Here is a 17,729-nt window from a genome sequence, read left to right on the forward strand (position 1 = left end):
GGAGTGAAGGAGCAGGGCGGGGATGGCGAAGAACATCCAGTCGCTGGAGCGGGCGGCGGCGATGCTGCGCCTGCTCGCGGGCGGGGAGCGCCGGCTGGGTCTCTCCGACATCGCCTCGTCACTCGGCCTGGCGAAGGGCACGGCCCACGGCATCCTGCGCACCCTCCAGTCGGAGGGCTTCGTGGAGCAGGACGCGGCGTCGGGACGGTACCAGCTCGGCGCCGAGCTGCTGCGGCTCGGCAACAGCTACCTCGACGTGCACGAGCTGCGGGCCCGGGCGCTGGTCTGGACGGACGACCTGGCCCGCTCCAGCGGGGAGAGCGTGCACCTGGGCGTGCTCCACCAGCACGGGGTGCTCGTCATCCACCACGTCTTCCGCCCCGACGACAGCCGGCAGGTGCTGGAGGTCGGCGCCATGCAGCCGCTGCACTCCACGGCGCTCGGCAAGGTCCTGTCCGCGTACGACCCCGTCGCGCACAGCGAGGCGATGGAGGTGGAGCGCAAGGCGTTCACCCCCCGGACGGTGACGGGCCTGGAGGACTTCGAGGAGCTCCTGGACCTGACGCGGGCGCGTGGCTGGGCCGCGGACGTGGAGGAGACCTGGGAGGGCGTCGCCTCGGTCGCGGCGCCGATCCACGACCGGCGGCGGATGCCCGTCGGGGCCGTGGCGATCACCGGGGCCGTGGAGCGCGTGTGCGCCGCCGGCGAGCTGCGGTCGGAACTGGTGGCGGCGGTGCGCGAGTGCGCCCGCGCCGTCTCGCGCGACCTGGGCGCCGGCCGCTTCTGACCCCGCGGGCCGCCCCGTCCGCCGTGGACGCGTGCCGGGCCCGGCCGCGGGGCGCCCGCCGGGGCCCGCCGTACGCACGCGGCCGGGTGGGCACGCCCTCGTCCGCACCCCCGGGCCGCCGCGGGCTGCCGCGGGCCGCCGGGAGTACCCTCCGGGGCCCCTCGTACGGGCTCCCGCGGCGGTCGGCCGCCCCGGGCCGGTCCGCCCGCCGCGCCCCCCCACACGCCGGTCGTGACCGTGCCGCGCGCGCCGGCCTGCGGTAACGATCGGGTCTCTCGGGCGCGAACCCTTGACGCGGAATTCACCCGGGGGCAAAACTGCCGTCCATCGGTCGGCATTGTCGAACACCTACCGGAATGACGCGCTAGAGTGTGACAACGCCAGGAGGCCGGCACCGCCCTCACCCGAGGGCGCGGACCACCGGAGGGACCCGGGGTTCGCCTTCCCCTGGACGAAGGACAAAGGAGTCGCGGGTGTCCAGCTCCGACATCTTCATCGGCGAGATCATTGGTACCGCCGTACTCATCCTGCTCGGCGGTGGCGTGTGCGCCGCCGTCACGCTGAAGCGCTCCAAGGCGCAGAACGCCGGCTGGCTGGCCATCACCTTCGGGTGGGGCTTCGCGGTCCTGACCGCCGTCTACATGACGGGCTCGCTCTCCGGCGCCCACCTCAACCCCGCCGTCACGGTCGGCATCGCGGTCAAGGACGGGGACTGGAACAACGTCCCGGTCTACTTCGCGGGCCAGCTCCTCGGCGCCGTGATCGGCGCGGCGCTGGTGTGGGTCGCCTACTACGGGCAGTTCCACGCGCACCTCACGGACCGCGAGATCGTGGGCGACCCGGCCGACAAGGCGATCGAGGGCCCCCACGGCGGGTCCGCCGCCAAGGCCGGCCCCGTGCTCGGTGTCTTCTCCACCGGCCCCGAGATCCGCAACGTCTGGCAGAACCTGGCCACCGAGGTCCTCGGCACCGTCGTGCTGGTCCTCGCGGTCCTCACGCAGGGCCTCAACGACAGCGGCAAGGGCCTCGGCGCCCTCGGCGGGCTGATGGTCGCGCTCGTCGTGGTCTCCATCGGCCTCTCGCTCGGCGGCCCGACCGGTTACGCCATCAACCCGGCCCGTGACCTCGGACCGCGCATCGTGCACGCCCTGCTCCCGCTGCCGAACAAGGGCGGCTCCGACTGGGGCTACGCCTGGATCCCCGTCGTCGGCCCGCTGATCGGCGGAGCCCTCGCCGCGGGTATCTACACCATCGCGTTCGCCTGAGCCGTCCTTCTCACTCACCTACGGGAGCAACCGTGACCGACGCACACACCGCCGGCCCGTTCATCGCGGCCATCGACCAGGGCACCACCTCCAGCCGCTGCATCGTCTTCGACCGCGACGGGCGCATCGTCTCCGTCGACCAGAAGGAGCACGAGCAGATCTTCCCCAAGCCCGGCTGGGTGGAGCACGACGCGACCGAGATCTGGACCAACGTCCAGGAGGTCGTCGCCGGCGCGATCGAGAAGGCCGGCATCACCTCCGCCGACGTCAAGGCGATCGGCATCACCAACCAGCGCGAGACCACGCTGCTGTGGGACAAGAACACCGGTGAGCCCGTCCACAACGCCATCGTCTGGCAGGACACCCGCACCGACGCCCTGTGCAGGGAGCTCGGCCGCAACGTCGGCCAGGACCGCTTCCGCCGCGAGACGGGCCTGCCGCTGGCGTCGTACTTCGCCGGCCCGAAGATCCGCTGGATGCTCGACAACGTCGAGGGCCTGCGCGAGCGCGCGGAAGCCGGCGACATCCTGTTCGGCACCATGGACTCCTGGGTCATCTGGAACCTCACGGGCGGTGTCGACGGCGGTCGTCACGTCACCGACGTCACCAACGCCTCCCGGACCATGCTGATGAACCTCCACACCATGGAGTGGGACGACAAGATCGCCCAGTCCATGGACGTCCCCACCACGGTCCTGCCGGAGATCCGGTCCTCCGCCGAGGTGTACGGCCACGTCAAGGGCGGCGTCCTGGACGGCGTCCCGGTCGCCTCCGCGCTCGGCGACCAGCAGGCGGCCCTGTTCGGCCAGACCTGCTTCTCCGAGGGCGAGGCCAAGTCGACGTACGGCACGGGCACCTTCCTGCTGCTGAACACCGGCGAGAAGATCATCAACTCGTACTCGGGCCTGATCACCACCGTCGGCTACAAGATCGGCGACCAGGCCCCGGTGTACGCCCTGGAAGGCTCCATCGCCGTCACCGGCTCCCTGGTGCAGTGGATGCGCGACCAGATGGGCCTGATCAACTCCGCCGCCGAGATCGAGACGCTCGCGTCCTCGGTCGACGACAACGGCGGCGCGTACTTCGTGCCCGCCTTCTCCGGCCTGTTCGCCCCGTACTGGCGCTCCGACGCCCGCGGTGTGATCGCCGGCCTCACCCGGTACGTCACCAAGGCGCACATCGCGCGCGCCGTGCTCGAGGCCACCGCCTGGCAGACCCGCGAGATCACCGACGCCATGACGAAGGACTCCGGCGTCGAGCTGGCCGCGCTCAAGGTCGACGGCGGCATGACCTCCAACAACCTGCTGATGCAGACGCTCTCGGACTTCGTGGACGCCCCCGTGGTGCGCCCCATGGTCGCCGAGACGACCTGCCTCGGCGCCGCCTACGCCGCCGGCCTGGCCGTCGGCTTCTGGCCCGACACCGACGCGCTGCGCGCCAACTGGCGCAGGGCCGCCGAGTGGACCCCCCGCATGGACGCTGACAAGCGTGACAGCGAGTACAAGAACTGGCTCAAGGCCGTTGAACGCTCCATGGGCTGGTTCGAAGAAGAGAACTGACGAGGAGTACATCGACATGACCACCCTGCAGAGCGTCCCCACCCTCGGGACGCACCCGGCTGCCGGTTCCCTGCCGAGCCGTGCCGAGACGCGGGAGCAGCTCTCCAAGGCCACCTACGACCTCCTGGTGATCGGCGGCGGCATCCTGGGCATCTCCACGGCCTGGCACGCCGCGCAGTCCGGGCTGCGGGTGGCCCTGGTGGACGCCGGCGACTTCGCCGGCGCCACCTCCTCCGCCTCCTCCAAGCTGCTCCACGGCGGCCTGCGCTACCTGCAGACCGGCGCGGTGAAGCTGGTCGCGGAGAACCACTTCGAGCGCCGTGCGGTCTCCCGCCAGGTCGCCCCGCACCTGGCGAACCCGCTCACCTTCTACCTGCCGGTCTACAAGGGCGGGCCGCACGGCGCCGCCAAGCTCGGCGCGGGGGTCTTCGCCTACTCGGCGCTCTCCGCGTTCGGTGACGGCGTCGGTCACCTGCTCAGCCCGGCCAAGGCCGCGCAGGACGTGCCGGAGCTGCGCACCGAGAACCTGAAGGCCGTGGCCGTGTACGGCGACGACCAGATGAACGACGCCAGGATGGCGCTCATGACGGTCCGCGCGGCCGTCGACTCGGGCGCCACCGTCCTCAACCACGCCGAGGTCACCGGGCTGCGGTTCACGCAGGGCCGCGTCACGGGCGCCGAGCTCCGGGACCGGCTCGACGGCACCGAGTTCGGCGTCGACGCCCGGCTCGTGCTCAACGCGACCGGCCCCTGGGTCGACCACCTGCGCCGGATGGAGAACCCGAACGCGGCACCGTCCATCCGCCTGTCGAAGGGCGCGCACCTCGTCCTGAAGCGCACCTCGCCGTGGAAGGCCGCGCTCGCCACCCCGATCGACAAGTACCGCATCACCTTCGCCCTGCCCTGGGAGGACATGCTCCTGCTCGGCACCACCGACGAGGAGTACGAGGGCGACCCGGCCGACGTCGCGGTCAACGAGAAGGACACCGCCCAGATCCTGGACGAAGCCGCCTTCTCCATCCGCGACCAGCAGCTGTCCCGTGACCTGATCACCTACGCCTTCGCGGGACTGCGCGTGCTGCCGGGCGGGCCCGGGGACACCTCCAAGGCCAAGCGCGAGACGGTCGTCACCGAGGGCCGCGGCGGCATGCTGTCGGTCGCCGGCGGCAAGTGGACGACCTTCCGCCACATCGGTCGCACGGTGATGAACAAGCTCGCCACGCTGCCCGGCCGCCCGCTCGCCGACGACATGGAGCCGATCGCCAGCCTCCCGAAGAAGCTGCCGCTGCCCGGCATCGCCAACCCCAACGCGGTCGCCCACCGGCTGCTCGTCGACGGGGGGATGCCCGGCCCGCGCATGGCGGCCGACACCGCCCGCCACCTGGCCACGCACTACGGCTCGCTCGCCTTCGACATCGCGCGCCTGGCGAACGAGGCCCCGGAGCTGGCCGAGCGCATACACCCGGACGCGCCGGAGATCTGGGCGCAGGTCGCCTACGCCCGCGACCACGAGTGGGCCGAGACGGCGGACGACGTGCTGCGCCGCCGTACGACCCTGACGATCCGGGGCCTGGCGACGGACGACATCCGGGGCCGGGTCGAGGAGATGCTCCGCCGCGGCGCCTGACCGCGAGGGCCCGGCGGATCCGGGCCGGTGAGGTGTGAGGGCGGCTCCCTGCGGGAGCCGCCCTCCCGCGCGCCGGGCCGGAGGGCGTCCTCCCCCGCGGCGGTACCGGATCGCCGGCGGCGAACGGGACGCGCCCGAGGCCGCCTTGGCCTCCGCGGCCGGCGCCCGGACCGTGGGGCCGCCCGGGCTCCGCGGGCGGGTGGTCGGCGGGGGCCGGCAGGGAGGTCGCGGGGCTCGGGCGGGAGGCCGCCCCGGTGATCGGCCGGGTGGGCGGCCGGGGGTCGCTCCCCTGGCGCTTCACGTACCTCCGGGGGCCGCCACGAGGTTTGGTGCGGCCCGGCCGTGGCAGGCCGATACAGCACCCGGACGTGTACAAGGGGCTGCGGGCGGAGGGTCCGCACGCCGTAAGGTTGGTCCGTACGCACGGAACTTCGGAAGGAGGCCTGGGTGATCGAGCTCGAGGGGGTTCCCGAGCTGATCGACCCGGTCATGGTGGCCGCGTTCGAGGGCTGGAACGACGCCGGCGACGCCGCCTCCACCGCGGTCGCGCACCTGGAACGGGAGTGGAAGGGCGAGGTGTTCGCGGCGCTGGACGCCGAGGACTACTACGACTTCCAGGTCAACCGGCCCACGGTGTGGCTGGACGGCGGGGTGCGCAGGATCACCTGGCCCACCACCCGGCTGTCCGTGGTCCGCGTCGGCGGCGACAAGCCCCGTGACCTGGTCCTCGTCCGCGGGATAGAGCCGTCGATGCGCTGGCGCTCGTTCTGCAACGAGCTGCTGGGCTTCGCCCACGAGCTGGGCGTCGAGATGGTCGTGATCCTGGGCGCGCTGCTCGGCGACACCCCGCACACGCGGCCGGTACCGGTCAGCGGCGTGACGTCCGACCCGGACCTGGCGCGGCGGATGGAACTGGAGGAGACCCGGTACGAGGGCCCGACGGGCATCGTCGGCATCCTCCAGGAGGCGTGCACGCACGCGGGCGTCCCGGCGGTGAGCCTGTGGGCGGCCGTGCCGCACTACGTGTCCCAGCCGCCGAACCCCAAGGCCACCCTGGCGCTGCTCAACCGGCTGGAAGACCTCATCGACCTGCGGATCCCGCTCGGCGAACTGGCCGAGGACGCCCGCGCCTGGCAGCTCGGCGTCGACCAACTGGCCTCCGAGGACAGCGAGGTGGCCGAGTACGTCCAGACCCTGGAGGAGGCGCGGGACACGGCCGAGCTGCCGGAGGCGTCCGGCGAGGCCATCGCCCGCGAGTTCGAGCGGTACCTGCGGCGGCGGGACGGCGGCCCGGGCCCCGGCGCCCCCGGGCACGCCACCGACGGCGGCGACGGCTCGTACCTGCGCGACACCTCCGGCGGTCGCACCCGCCCGCCGAAGCCGCCCCGGCGCGGCACCGAAGGAACGGCGGACGGCCCCCAGGAGGGTTCCGCCGACGGTCCGGCGGACAGCGCGCGGGGCACCTCCGCCGACGGTCCCCGCGACGCCGAAGGGCCCGCGGGCCCCGGCGGCCCCGACGACGGCCCGCCACCGGCGGACGGCCCGCGGGACGCGGAGTAGGACCCGGGGCGGAGCAGGACCCGGGCCGGAGCAGGACCCGATCAGGAGCCGGCTCGCGACGGGGCGGTGCCGTACGGCGGTACCGCCCCGTGTGCCGGCCGGGCGGCTCCGCCACCGCGCCGCAGGCCCGGCGTCGATGTCGGTCGCGTCCGCTTCCCTGCCTGCCGTCTCGTCTCCGTCTCCGCCCCCGAGCAGGCCGGCCGGGACTCCCGGCTCACCGAGGGCCCGCACCCCGGCACCCTCCTCGTGCAGGAGGACGGCCGGACCCGACTCCCGGGGCGGCGTTGCGACGGGACGACCGTCGAGTGCGTCCACCGCGTGCTCACCGACCGGCGCCGCGCGTTCCCGGCGGCCCCGCCCCGTCGACGCCCACCGGTTCGAGGGCTGCCGGAGCCGGGGTTGAGGGGCCCCTCCGGAAAAGGCCCCGCCCCCACCGCGATCATCACGGTGGGGGCGGGGTGTGGACGCTCCGCGACGACGCCCCCTAGAGGGCCACGCCCATCAGCGCGTCGACGGTGCGCGAGACCAGGCCCGGCGCGCTCTCGTCCGTGCCGCCCTCGGCGTGCTGGCGCTCGACCCAGCGGTCGACCGCGGCGAGCGCGGTCGGCGTGTCCAGGTCGTCGGCGAGCGCCTCGCGGACCTCCTCCACGAGCCCGTCGGCGGACGGTCCGTCCGGGCGGGAGACGGCGGCGCGCCAGCGGTCCAGACGCTCCTCGGCGTCCCGCAGGATCCGGTCGGTCCACTCCCAGTCGGCCCGGTAGTGGTGCGCGAGCAGGGTGAGGCGGATCGCGGCGGGGTCGACGCCCTCGCGGCGGAGCGCGGAGACGAAGACGAGGTTGCCCTTGGACTTGGACATCTTCTGGCCGTGCAGGGCGACCATGCCGGCGTGCACGTACGTCTTGGCGAAGGGGAACTCCCCGGTCAGCGCGTGGGCGTGGGAGGCGCCCATCTCGTGGTGCGGGAAGATCAGGTCCGAACCGCCGCCCTGTACGTCGAAGCCCATGCCCAGGTGGTCCAGGGCGATGGCCACGCACTCGATGTGCCAGCCGGGCCGGCCGGGGCCGAGGGTGCCGCCGTCCCAGCTCGGCTCGCCCTCGCGGGCGGCCAGCCACAGCAGCGGGTCGACCGGGTTCTTCTTGCCGGGACGGTCGGGGTCGCCGCCGCGCTCGGCGGAGAGGGCCCGCATGAGCTCGGCATCGTAGTGGGAGACCTCACCGAAGTGCCGGTCGGACTCGACGGAGAAGTAGACGTCGCCGTCCAGCTCGTAGGCGGCGCCCATGTCGCGCAGCCGCTCGATGATCGGGACGATGCCCGGTATGGCCTCGACGGCCCCGATGTACTGCTGCGGCGGCAGCATCCGCAGCGCCGTCATGTCCTCGCGGAACAGGGAGGTCTCCCGCTCGGCGAGACCGGTCCAGTCGATGCCGTCACGCGCGGCCCGCTCCAGGAGCGGGTCGTCGATATCGGTCACGTTCTGCACGTAGTGGACCTGCCGCTTGGTGTCGAGCCACACGCGCTGAACGAGGTCGAACGCGTTGTAGGTCGCCGCGTGACCCATGTGGGTCGCGTCGTACGGCGTGATGCCGCAGACGTAGATGCGGGCGACGGGGCCGGGGTCGAGGGTCACTCGTCCGCCGGTCGCGGTGTCGTGGATCCGGAGGTCGCGGCCCTTGCCGGGCAGGGCGGGGACCTCAGAAGCGGGCCAGGCATGCATGCCTTGAGCCTAACCGGACGGGTGTTCCGGATACGAACCGGATGCAGGACCATGACCGGTTCCGCCCTCTTGTGCTCGGCGGCGCGGTGTGCTGTGGGACCGCTCAGACCCGGTTCACACCGGTGGCCAGGGGATGGGCGGCCAGGTGCCGGAGGGCTCGGGGTGCCGGCCGGTGGTGCGCAGGACGGTGACCCGGGCGCGCAGCGCGTCGAGCTCGGCCGGGGTGATCAGGTGCTCCAGACGGGTGGCCAGCGCGGCCCCGGGCGCCAGCTCCGCGTCGAGCCGGGCCAGGACCGCCAGGGCCTCGCCGGGCAGCGGTTCGCCGGCCCAGCCCCACAGCAGCGTCCGCAGCTTGTCGTCCACGTGGAACGTCACGCCGTGGTCGATGGCGTACAGGGCTCCGTCACCGGCCGGCAGCAGGTGGCCACCCTTGCGGTCGCCGTTGTTGATCACGGCGTCGAGCACGGCGAGGCGCCGCAACCGCGGGTCGTCGGCGTGGACGAGCAGCGCCGTGCGCCCCTCACCCACCTCCGCGAGGCCCACCGCCCGCCAGCCGTCGCCGGCCTCGTCGCCCTCCACCAGGGAGAGCAGCGGCGGGGCCGCGGGGTCGGCGTCGATCCACCGCTGGACGGAGCCGGTCCCGTACGGCCCCTCGCGCAGGACGGTCGGCGGGACGAGGTGCCACCCCGTGGCCTCGGAGACCGCGTACGCGGCGGCCTCCCGCTCGGCGAGCGTCCCGTCGGGGAAGTCCCACAGGGGCCGCTCGCCCGCGACGGGCTTGTACACGCAGTCGACCGCGCGGCCGTCGAGGACGGCGGAGCAGAGCAGTACGGCGTTGGACGCCTCACGGACCTGGCCGCGCACGGTCAGCTCGCCCTCGGCGAGGACCTCCAGCACGTCGGTCGCCGCCGTCAGGCCCCGCGGCGGTATCCGTTCTGGCGCGGGCATACGTGTCCTTCCGGGTCGAGCGGGAGGCTGCACAGGGGGCAGGGCGGGCGGCCGGCGTTCACGACGTCCAGGGCGCGCTTGGCGAAGGCTCTCGCCTGGGCGCCGGTGAGCCGGACGCGGAGCATGGGCGGGCCGTTCTCCTCGTCCTGGAGGAGACGTTCCTCCGCCTCGACGAGGTCCTCCTCCGAGTCGACGTCGAGCTCGACGAGCGCCTGCGCCTCGACGATCAGCCGCTGGTCCTCGCCGTCCCAGGCCAGGGCCATGGTGCCGACGCGGAACTCCTCCTCGACGGGGGCGTCCAGGGGAGCGGTGTCGGCGACGTCGGCGGGCGCGACCGCCGGGACCGGGGCGTTGCCCCCGGTGCGCCGCACCACCTCGTCCAGGAGCTCGTCCATGCGCTCGGCCAGCGCGGCGACCTGGGTCTTCTCCAGGGCGACGCTGGTGACCCGCCCCCCGGCGGACGCCTGCAGGAAGAACGTACGGCGGCCAGGCAGCCCGACCGTACCGGCCACGAAGCGCTCCGGCGGGTCATAGAGGAACACCTGACGGGACACGTTCCCTCTCCCTTAGTCTTGTTACGCGGGTCCGGCCGGGGGCCGTGACGGCAGCGCATCCAACCCTACTGTGCGCGTCGATCACGGTGCGCCCGCGCCGCCGCCCACCTGCGCCGCGCCGTCGCGGCCCGCCGGTGCCGGGCCGCCGGGGGCGCCCGGGGCGAGGCCGGCGAAGTCGCCCGTGTCGCCGAGGCGGACGAGGAAGGGCCGCGTCCGGGTGTAGCGGATCGCGGTGACCGAGCAGGGGTCGACGTGGAGGCGCTGGAAGAGGTCGAGGTGCATGCCGAGGGCGTCCGCGACGAGCGACTTGATGATGTCGCCGTGCGAGCACACCAGGTAGGCGGCCCCCTCGCCGTGCTCGGCCTCCACGCGCGCGTTCCACTCGCGTATCGCCTCGACGGCGCGGGCCTGCATGCCGCGCATGGACTCCCCGCCGGGGAAGGCCGCCGCCGACGGGTGGTGCTGGACGACCTCCATCAGGGGCTCGCCGCCGAGCTCCGCCAGCCCGCGGCCGGACCAGTCCCCGTAGTCGCACTCGTTGATCCGCTCGTCGGTGTGCAGGGCGAGACCGGGGCGGGCCGCGAGGAGCGGGGCGAGGGTCTCGTGGCAGCGCTGGAGGGGGCTGCTGACGGCCAGGGCGAGTTCCACGCCGGCGAGCCGGCCGGGCAGCGCGGCGGCCTGCGCGGTGCCGCGCTCGTCGAGGCCGACGCCGGGGGTGCGGCCCGCGAGGAGGCCGGCGGTGTTCGCGGTGGACCGGCCGTGCCGGACGAGGATCAGGGTCGCCATGGCGGCCAGCCTAGGCGGTGGCGCGCCGGTCGGGTCGCGGGCCCGACGTGATCGGCGGGACGCCTCCCGGGGGCGTCGCACGTGCATGCGCTGGTGGGCGGAGGGAAGAATACGCGCCGTGATCGTTGACTGCGCCATCTACCGTGCCGGGCGACGCCTCCGGGGTCCCACCGACGTCGTCGCCGCCCTGGCGGAGGCGCGCGACTCCGTGGACGGCTTCTTGTGGATCGGGCTGCACGAGCCGACCGCCGAGGAGTTCGACCGGGTGTCCACGGAGTTCGGGCTGCACCCCCTCGCGGTCGAGGACGCGCTGAAGGCCCACCAGCGGCCCAAGCTGGAGGTGTACGACGACTCGCTCTTCATGGTGCTGAAGCCCGTGCACTACGAACCGGCCGATGACACCGTCTCCGCGTCCGAGCTGATGCTGTTCCTGGGCGACTCGTTCGTGGTGACGGTCCGGCACGGCGAAGGGGCGCCGCTGTCGGAGGTGCGTCGGCGGTTGGAGTCCGCCCCGGACGTGCTGCGCCAGGGCCCGACGTCCGTGCTGTACGCGGTGAGCGACTCCGTCGTCGACCACTACATCGACGTGGCGGCCGAGCTGCAGGTGGACCTGGAGGAGCTGGAGGCGGAGGTCTTCGCCCCGTCCGGGGGCGACGCGAAGAACACGGCGTCACGGATCTACACGTTCAAGCGGCAGGTGCTGGAGTTCCGCCGGGCGACGGGCCCGCTGGCCTCCCCCATGGAGCGGCTGGCGGGGCCGGGCGTGCCGTACGTCGTCGAGTCGGCCCGGCCGTTCTTCCGTGACGTCAGCGACCACCTGACCCGGGCGAACGAGCAGGTGGAGGGGTTGGACCGGCTCTTGTCGGACATCCTCTCGGCGCACCTCGCGCAGATGGGCGTCCGGCAGAACGACGACATGCGCAAGATCTCCGCCTGGGCGGCGATGGCGGCGGTGCCGACCATGGTGGCGGGCGTGTACGGCATGAACTTCACGCACATGCCCGAGCTGGACTGGGCGTGGTCGTACCCGGCGGTGGTGGGTCTGATGGCGGTCGCGGTGACGGGGCTGTACCGGCTGTTCAAGCGGCGCGGCTGGCTCTGACCCCGGCCGCGCCCCGGACCGCGGCGGGTCAGAGGACCGGCGCGGCCTCGGCCGGTCCGCCCAGGGCGTCGCGCCGCGCGGGCATGGCGAGGCGGACCATGCGCCGCCGGCCGCCGGCCCGCTCGTACGCGTACACGGCGTGGATGCCGGCGGCGAGGACGGCCGACTTGGCGCGCGGCCACCGCAGGATGCGACCCATGTGCTCCATGACGGCGAGGCTGACGTCGCGGTAGACGGCGATCTCGGCGAGGGCGCACTCGCGCAGGGTGCGCTGGATGGTGCGGGCGTGGCCGGCGCGGGCGAGGCGGAGCAGTTCCTCGTGGCAGTAGGCGAGGTGGTTGTCCTCGTCGGCGCTGATGATGCGGACGGCCTTGCCGACCTCGGGGTGGTCGCCGAAGTGCCGCACGAGCGTGTTCATCTGGTCGGCGGCGCGCTGTTCGGTGACGCGGCTGTGCGAGAGGTAGACGAGGATGTCGTACTCGGTGAGCGGCTCGTCGCGCCGCAGCTTGTCGTGGGCGAGGCCGATGCCCGCGCGCTCCAGCAGCATCGTGTAGTCGGTCTCCGGCGGGACCGGCACCGGGTCGAGGCCGCGCTTGCGCAGCAGCCCGTTGAAGATGCGCCCGTGCTTGTCCTCGTCGGCGCCGTGCCGGGTGATCTTCGGGGCCAGCCCGGCGAGGGACTGCGGGACCAGGGCGGCGATCCGGGCGTTCTCCCAGCCCCCCTGGGTCTCACCACTGGCGGCGATGGAACAGAACAGCTGGTAGGAACGGTCGTCGTCGACGATCTCCTGGAACAGGCTGCGGGCCGAGAGCATCGCTGTCACCTCCACGTGTCGGCACGAGTCAAGTGCCGGGGAAGGGGTGAGGCAACGACACCCCGCCGCCACTCCATCGAACGGAGCAGCGACGGGGCCGTGCGCGCCGCAGCCGGTGCGTAACCCGGCGGCCGGTGGCGCGTTGTGCTGCGTGACGGCCGTGGCGGGGATGACCCCGAGCCCCCACCACGGCCGCGGGCTTTCCCCGGGGCCCGGCCAGCCGGACCGCCGGCCAGGCGGGCGGGCGGGCGGGCTGAACCGGCCGCCCGGTCAGTCGACGAGGCCCGCGCGCTCCAGCGCCTCGGTGCCCGCCCGGAGGGCGGCGATCCGCTCGTCGAGGGTGAAGCCGGCCGGCGCGAGGGTCAGGGTGGTGACGCCGGCGGCCGCGTAGGCCGCCATCCGGTCGGCGATCCGCTCCACGGAGCCGAGCAGGGTCGTGTCGTCGATGAGCTGGTGCGGCACGGCGGCGGCGGCGCCGTTCTTGTCGCCGGACAGGTACTTGTCCTGGATCTCGGCGGCCTCCTTCTCGTACCCCATGCGCTGGGCGAGCCGGTTGTAGAAGTTCTGCTTCCGGCTGCCCATGCCGCCCACGTAGAGGGCGGTGTACGGGCGGAAGGTGTCGGCCAGGGCGGCGACGTCGTCGCCGAGGGCGAGGGGGACGGTGGGGCAGACGTCGAAGCCGTCCATGGTGAGCCCGGCCTTCTCGCGCCCGGCGCGCAGGTACCGGACGGCGGTCTCCTCCAGGTGCGCGGCGGACGGGAAGATCAGCAGGGCTCCGTCGGCGATCTCGCCGGTCAGCTCCAGGTTCTTGGGCCCGATCGCCGCGATGTAGAGCGGGATGTGCTCGCGCTGCGGGTGGACCGTGAGCTTGATCGGCTTGCCGGGTCCGTCGGGCAGCGGCAGGGTCCAGTGCTCGCCGTCGTAGGTCAGCCGCTCGCGGGACATGGCCCGGCGGACGATCTCGACGTACTCGCGGGTGCGGGCGAGCGGCTTGTCGAAGGTGACGCCGTACCAGCCCTCGGAGACCTGCGGGCCCGAGACGCCGAGGCCGAGGCGGAAGCGGCCGCCGGAGAGCGAGTCGAGGGTGGCGGCCGTCATGGCGGTCATGGCGGGCTGCCGCGCCGGGATCTGCATGATCGCGGAACCGACGTCGATGCTCTCGGTCTGCGCGGCCACCCACGACAGCACGGTCGGGGCGTCGGACCCGTACGCCTCGGCCGCCCAGCACACGTCGTAGCCGAGGCGGTCCGCCTCCTGTGCGACGGCGAGGTTGTCGCCGTCCATGCCCGCGCCCCAGTAGCCGAGGTTGATGCCGAGCCGCATGCGGGTCCCCTTTTACCGATCAGTAACGTCCGTGGTGAGCGGACTCTAGCGCGCGGGCGGCCGGTGCGGCAGTGCGCCGGCCGGCCGCGTTGTCCACAGGGTCCCGCGGCCTCCTGTCCCGGCCAGTAATGTCGCGGCCATGGAGCAGAGGCATCTCGGCCGCACCGGCCTGCGCGTGTCCCGGATCGGCCTGGGCACCCTCACCTGGGGGCGCGACACGGACGAGCACGAGGCGGCCGAGCAGGTGAAGGTCTTCTGGGAGGCCGGCGGGACGCTCGTCGACACGGCGGACGTGTACGGCGGCGGGGAGGCCGAGTACGTGCTGGGCCGGCTGCTGGAGCGGCTGGTGCCGCGCCGGGACCTGGTGATCGCCACGAAGGCCGGCAGCGTGCCCGACCCGGATCCGGAGCGGCGCTTCGACGGTTCGCGCGGCCACCTCCTGTCCGCCCTCGACGCCTCGCTGGCCCGGCTGGGCACCGACCACGTGGACCTGTGGCAGGTCCACGCGTACGACCCGTGGACGCCGCTGGAGGAGACGCTCCAGGCCCTGGACATAGCCGTCACCAGCGGCCGCGCCCGGTACGTGGGGGTGGCGAACTTCTGCGGCTGGCAGCTGGCGAAGGCGGCGACGTGGCAGCTGGCCGCGCCGGGGACACGGGCGCGGCTGGCGGCGACGCAGATGGAGTACTCGCTGCTCCAGCGCGGCGTGGAGCGGGAGGTGCTGCCCGCAGCGCGGGACCTGGGCGTCGGTCTGCTGCCGTCGTCGCCGCTGGGCCGGGGCGTGCTCACGGGCAAGTACCGCACGGGCGTGCCGGCCGGCTCGCGGGGCGCGTCCGGCCACATGTCGGCGTTCGTGGAGCCGTACCTGGACGAGGTGTCGCAGCGCGTCGTGGAGGCCGTGGTGACGGCGGCCGACGGACTCGCGGCGACCCCGCTGCAGGTCGCGCTGGCCTGGGTGCGCGACCGGCCGGGCGTGGCGGCCCCGGTGGTCGGCGCGCGCACGGCGCGGCAGCTCACGGCCGCGCTGTCAGTGGAGGGCCTTACCCTTCCTGACGAGATCCGCCGGGCGCTCGACGACGTGTCGGCGCCCCTGCACCGCTACCCCGATCAGGACTGGAGCACGCTGTGACCGCGCTTCCCCGGGGGGAGAACCCCGGCTCCCCGGCCGACGACGACCGGACCGCCACGCCGACGGCGAGCCAGCCCACCGAGACCCCGGGCACCCCACCGGCCGCGGGCGCGCCTGCGGCTGCGGCGGCGGCCGCCGGGACGGAGGCGGCCGGGGACCCCGCGGTCGCGGACGGCGAGGACCCCGCGGGCGGGGGCGGGCAGGTGGACGCGGCACGGGACGCGGGGGCTGCGGGCTCCGGCGGGGAGGAGCGCACAGGCGCCGAGGTGGCTCAGCCGGACGGTGACGCCGCGGTCACGGAGGCACGGGGGGAGGGCGACGCCGCAGGCGCGGAGAACCGGACGGACGGCGACGCCGGGGACACGGAGGCACCGGCCGGTGGTGATGCGGAGGCCGCGGAGGCACCGGGCGGCGGGGCCGAGGCCGCGCCGTCCCAAGCCGCGCTCTCCGAGGCCGAGGCCGAGCTGGCCGCGCAGCGGGAGCTGCGGGAGCGGATCGAGCGGCGCAAGGCCGAGCGGGGCGGGCCGATCGAGAGCGGCACCAAGCTGAGCGGCCGGGCCGCCGACCTGCTCGCGGCGGTCCGGGCGGTGGAGAGCGGCGAGAAGCCGGGCTCCGTCTTCGACGACTCCCCCACTCCGGCAGCGCCGCCGCGGCGGGTCGCTCCGCCGCCGGCCGCACCGCCCCGCCCACGGACCCCGGCGCCCGCCGCGCCCGCCCCTCGGGTCGCGGCACCGGAGGTAGTGGCCGCCGTCCGGTCCGTGCTGACGGCGGGCGGGGCGCCCGAGGCGCTGGCGGTGCGGGTCGCGGGCGTGCTCGGGGACGCCGCGGGCGAACTCCTCCGCGAGGACCCGTGGCGACTGCTGTCGGTGTCCGGTGTGCTGCCGGAGCAGGCCGACGGGTTCGCGCGGGCGCTGCTGGGCGCCGAGTGCGGCCCGGGGGACCCGCGACGGACGGACGCGCTGGTCGGCTGGCTGCTGGAGCAGGCCGCGCTGCGGGGGCACACCGCCCTGGACGCGGCCACCGTACGGGCGGCCCTCGCCGACCGGTCCGTACCGGACCCGGACGGAGCGGTGCGGCACGCCGTGGCCGAAGGCACCGTGCTGGTGTTCCACGACGAGGCGGAGGACGGGGCAGAAGCCGGGTACGACGACACCGCCGAGGGCGGCACCGACGCCGACGCCGGGACCGCGGAGGGTGCGGAGGCTCCGCCGGTCCTGCTGGGTCTCGACCGCTACGCCATGGCGGAGGAGAGCCTCGCGGACGGCTTGGCGCGACTGGCCCGGTCCGGCCCGGATCCCCGCTGGGCGGAGGCGGAGCCCGCCGAGCTGGCCCGGGCGGTCGCCACAGAGGGCCTCGTGGTCCACACGGGCGGTGAGGCTGCGCGCGCGGAGCCGGTCGCGCTGGCCGCCGCGGCCGGCCGGTTGGGGCTACGGGCCGCGGTGGCGGTGCACAGCGAGAACGGCCGCCGCAGGCTGGACCCGGAGACGGGCGCGGTGACGGTCGCGGCGCTGCTGTCCGGCGCGGCGGGGCCGGGCCGGGACGAGGAGGGGACCTTCCCCCTCGACCTGCTGGTCGTCCTCGACGCGCCGCAGTTGGACGTGGAGGCCGCGGCGATGCTCGTCGAGTCCGTACCGGACGGGTGCCGGCTGGTGCTGAGCGGCGACCCGCACGTCCTGCCGTCGGCGGGTCCGGGGCGGGTCTTCGCGGACCTGCTGGCCGCCCGGGTGTGCCCGCAGGTCGCCTCCCGCACGCCGGATCCGGGCCCGATCGGGGAGCTCGTGTCCGGGATCGGCGTGGGCGAGCTGTCCCAGGTGGAGGCCCCCGGCAAGGAGGTCGTGATCGTGCCCGTGCGGGACGCGGGCGAGGCGGTGCACCGGACGGTGCAGCTGGTCGCCGACTCGGTGCCGCGGGCACTCGGCGTCCCGGTGGAGGACACGCAGGTGGTCACCGTGGGCCACGGCGGCGCGGCGGGGACGCGCGCGTTGAACGCGGCGCTGAAGCAGCGGCTCAACCCCGGACCGGGTCGCTTCGGCGGCTTCGACCCGGGTGACCGCGTGGCGTACGCGGTGGCCCCGGGCCGGACCGTGCAGGGCCGGGTGGTGTCCGCCGACGCGGAGGGGCTGCACCTGGAGTGCGAGGCCGAGCCCGCGCGGGTGGTCGTGCCCAAGGACCGGGTCGAAGCCGTCGTTCGGCACGGGTGGGCGCTCACCGCGCACCAGGCGGCGGCGATGCGCTGGCCGGCGGTCGTGGCGGTCCTGCCGGGAGACGCGGTGGGCGGACTGAGCAGGGCGTGGGTGTACACGGCGTTCGGCCGGGGCGCCCGGCACCTGTCCGTCGTGCACGGCGTGGACCAGGCGCTGGCCCGGGCGGTGGCCGAGCCACCCGCGCAGACGCGGACCACACGGCTGCGGGGGCTGCTGGAAGCCGTCCCGGAGCCGGCGGCGGAGTAGGCGGAGCCGCCGGCCGCGGCCACGCCCCGGCTCCTGTCTCCGGGGGCCCGGCTGCCGCCGCCGGCGTCCGGCTGCCGGCGTCCGGCTGTGGGGCCCGGCCCTCGGCCTCCG

At 74.5% G+C, this 17,729-nt stretch carries 14 protein-coding genes; 8 read left to right on the top strand and 6 right to left on the bottom strand.

Features of this window, described 5'->3' with window-relative positions; genetic code table 11:
• Positions 1 to 22 precede the first annotated feature (22 nt).
• From ACF053_RS24225 to ACF053_RS24245, 5 genes are all read left to right on the top strand, one after another.
• Positions 23 to 787 (top strand): IclR family transcriptional regulator, encoded by a 765-nt coding sequence (locus ACF053_RS24225; RefSeq protein ID WP_058941645.1) that lies wholly within the window; start codon positions 23 to 25, stop codon positions 785 to 787.
• Positions 788 to 1,260: 473 nt separating this feature from the next.
• Positions 1,261 to 2,052 (top strand): MIP/aquaporin family protein, encoded by a 792-nt coding sequence (locus ACF053_RS24230; protein ID WP_391955871.1) that lies wholly within the window; start codon positions 1,261 to 1,263, stop codon positions 2,050 to 2,052.
• A gap of 32 nt (positions 2,053 to 2,084) precedes the next feature.
• Complete coding sequence (gene glpK, locus ACF053_RS24235; RefSeq protein ID WP_391955872.1) at positions 2,085 to 3,611, top strand: glycerol kinase GlpK; 1,527 nt, start codon at positions 2,085 to 2,087, stop codon at positions 3,609 to 3,611.
• Positions 3,612 to 3,627: 16 nt separating this feature from the next.
• Complete coding sequence (locus tag ACF053_RS24240) at positions 3,628 to 5,238, top strand: glycerol-3-phosphate dehydrogenase/oxidase (protein WP_391955873.1); 1,611 nt, start codon at positions 3,628 to 3,630, stop codon at positions 5,236 to 5,238.
• A gap of 447 nt (positions 5,239 to 5,685) precedes the next feature.
• The gene (locus ACF053_RS24245; RefSeq protein ID WP_391955874.1) at positions 5,686 to 6,798 is read left to right on the top strand and encodes a PAC2 family protein; all 1,113 of its coding nucleotides are present in this window, start codon (positions 5,686 to 5,688) and stop codon (positions 6,796 to 6,798) included.
• Between the two features lie 484 nt (positions 6,799 to 7,282).
• Here ACF053_RS24245 and mshC read toward each other — a convergent pair whose 3' ends face one another.
• The 4 genes from mshC to ACF053_RS24265 all read right to left on the bottom strand — a co-directional run bounded on the left by mshC (position 7,283) and on the right by ACF053_RS24265 (position 10,800).
• Complete coding sequence (mshC, locus tag ACF053_RS24250) at positions 7,283 to 8,512, bottom strand: cysteine--1-D-myo-inosityl 2-amino-2-deoxy-alpha-D-glucopyranoside ligase (RefSeq protein ID WP_391955875.1); 1,230 nt, start codon at positions 8,510 to 8,512, stop codon at positions 7,283 to 7,285.
• Positions 8,513 to 8,626: 114 nt separating this feature from the next.
• Positions 8,627 to 9,460: an SCO1664 family protein gene (locus ACF053_RS24255; RefSeq protein ID WP_391955876.1), complete on the bottom strand. Its 834-nt coding sequence runs from the start codon at positions 9,458 to 9,460 to the stop codon at positions 8,627 to 8,629.
• Positions 9,424 to 10,014, bottom strand: a complete 591-nt coding sequence (locus ACF053_RS24260; protein WP_391955877.1) for a DUF3090 domain-containing protein — start codon at positions 10,012 to 10,014, stop codon at positions 9,424 to 9,426. Before ACF053_RS24260 ends, ACF053_RS24255 begins: the two co-directional genes overlap by 37 nt.
• Positions 10,015 to 10,095: 81 nt before the next feature.
• A complete protein-coding gene (locus tag ACF053_RS24265) occupies positions 10,096 to 10,800 on the bottom strand; it encodes a histidine phosphatase family protein (RefSeq protein WP_391955878.1) in 705 nt (234 codons plus the stop codon).
• 109 nt (positions 10,801 to 10,909) lie between these two features.
• Between ACF053_RS24265 and corA the strand changes: the two genes are divergently transcribed.
• Complete coding sequence (corA, locus tag ACF053_RS24270; RefSeq protein WP_391955984.1) at positions 10,910 to 11,902, top strand: magnesium/cobalt transporter CorA; 993 nt, start codon at positions 10,910 to 10,912, stop codon at positions 11,900 to 11,902.
• A gap of 28 nt (positions 11,903 to 11,930) precedes the next feature.
• Here the strand turns inward: corA and ACF053_RS24275 are convergent, their stop codons facing one another.
• On the bottom strand, positions 11,931 to 12,716 hold the full coding sequence (locus ACF053_RS24275; protein WP_391955879.1) for a ferritin-like domain-containing protein: 786 nt from the start codon (positions 12,714 to 12,716) through the stop codon (positions 11,931 to 11,933).
• A gap of 270 nt (positions 12,717 to 12,986) precedes the next feature.
• Positions 12,987 to 14,039: an LLM class F420-dependent oxidoreductase gene (locus tag ACF053_RS24280; protein WP_058941636.1), complete on the bottom strand. Its 1,053-nt coding sequence runs from the start codon at positions 14,037 to 14,039 to the stop codon at positions 12,987 to 12,989.
• Positions 14,040 to 14,178: 139 nt separating this feature from the next.
• Between ACF053_RS24280 and ACF053_RS24285 the strand changes: the two genes are divergently transcribed.
• Positions 14,179 to 15,168, top strand: coding sequence for an aldo/keto reductase (locus ACF053_RS24285; protein WP_391955880.1), 990 nt, complete (start codon positions 14,179 to 14,181; stop codon positions 15,166 to 15,168).
• Positions 15,165 to 17,618 (top strand): helix-hairpin-helix domain-containing protein, encoded by a 2,454-nt coding sequence (locus tag ACF053_RS24290; RefSeq protein ID WP_391955881.1) that lies wholly within the window; start codon positions 15,165 to 15,167, stop codon positions 17,616 to 17,618. The genes ACF053_RS24285 and ACF053_RS24290 overlap by 4 nt, the downstream gene beginning before the upstream one ends.
• Positions 17,619 to 17,729: the final 111 nt, after the last annotated feature.

The organism is Streptomyces kanasensis, from assembly GCF_043077165.1.
In the GTDB taxonomy this organism is placed as follows: domain Bacteria; phylum Actinomycetota; class Actinomycetes; order Streptomycetales; family Streptomycetaceae; genus Streptomyces; species Streptomyces changanensis.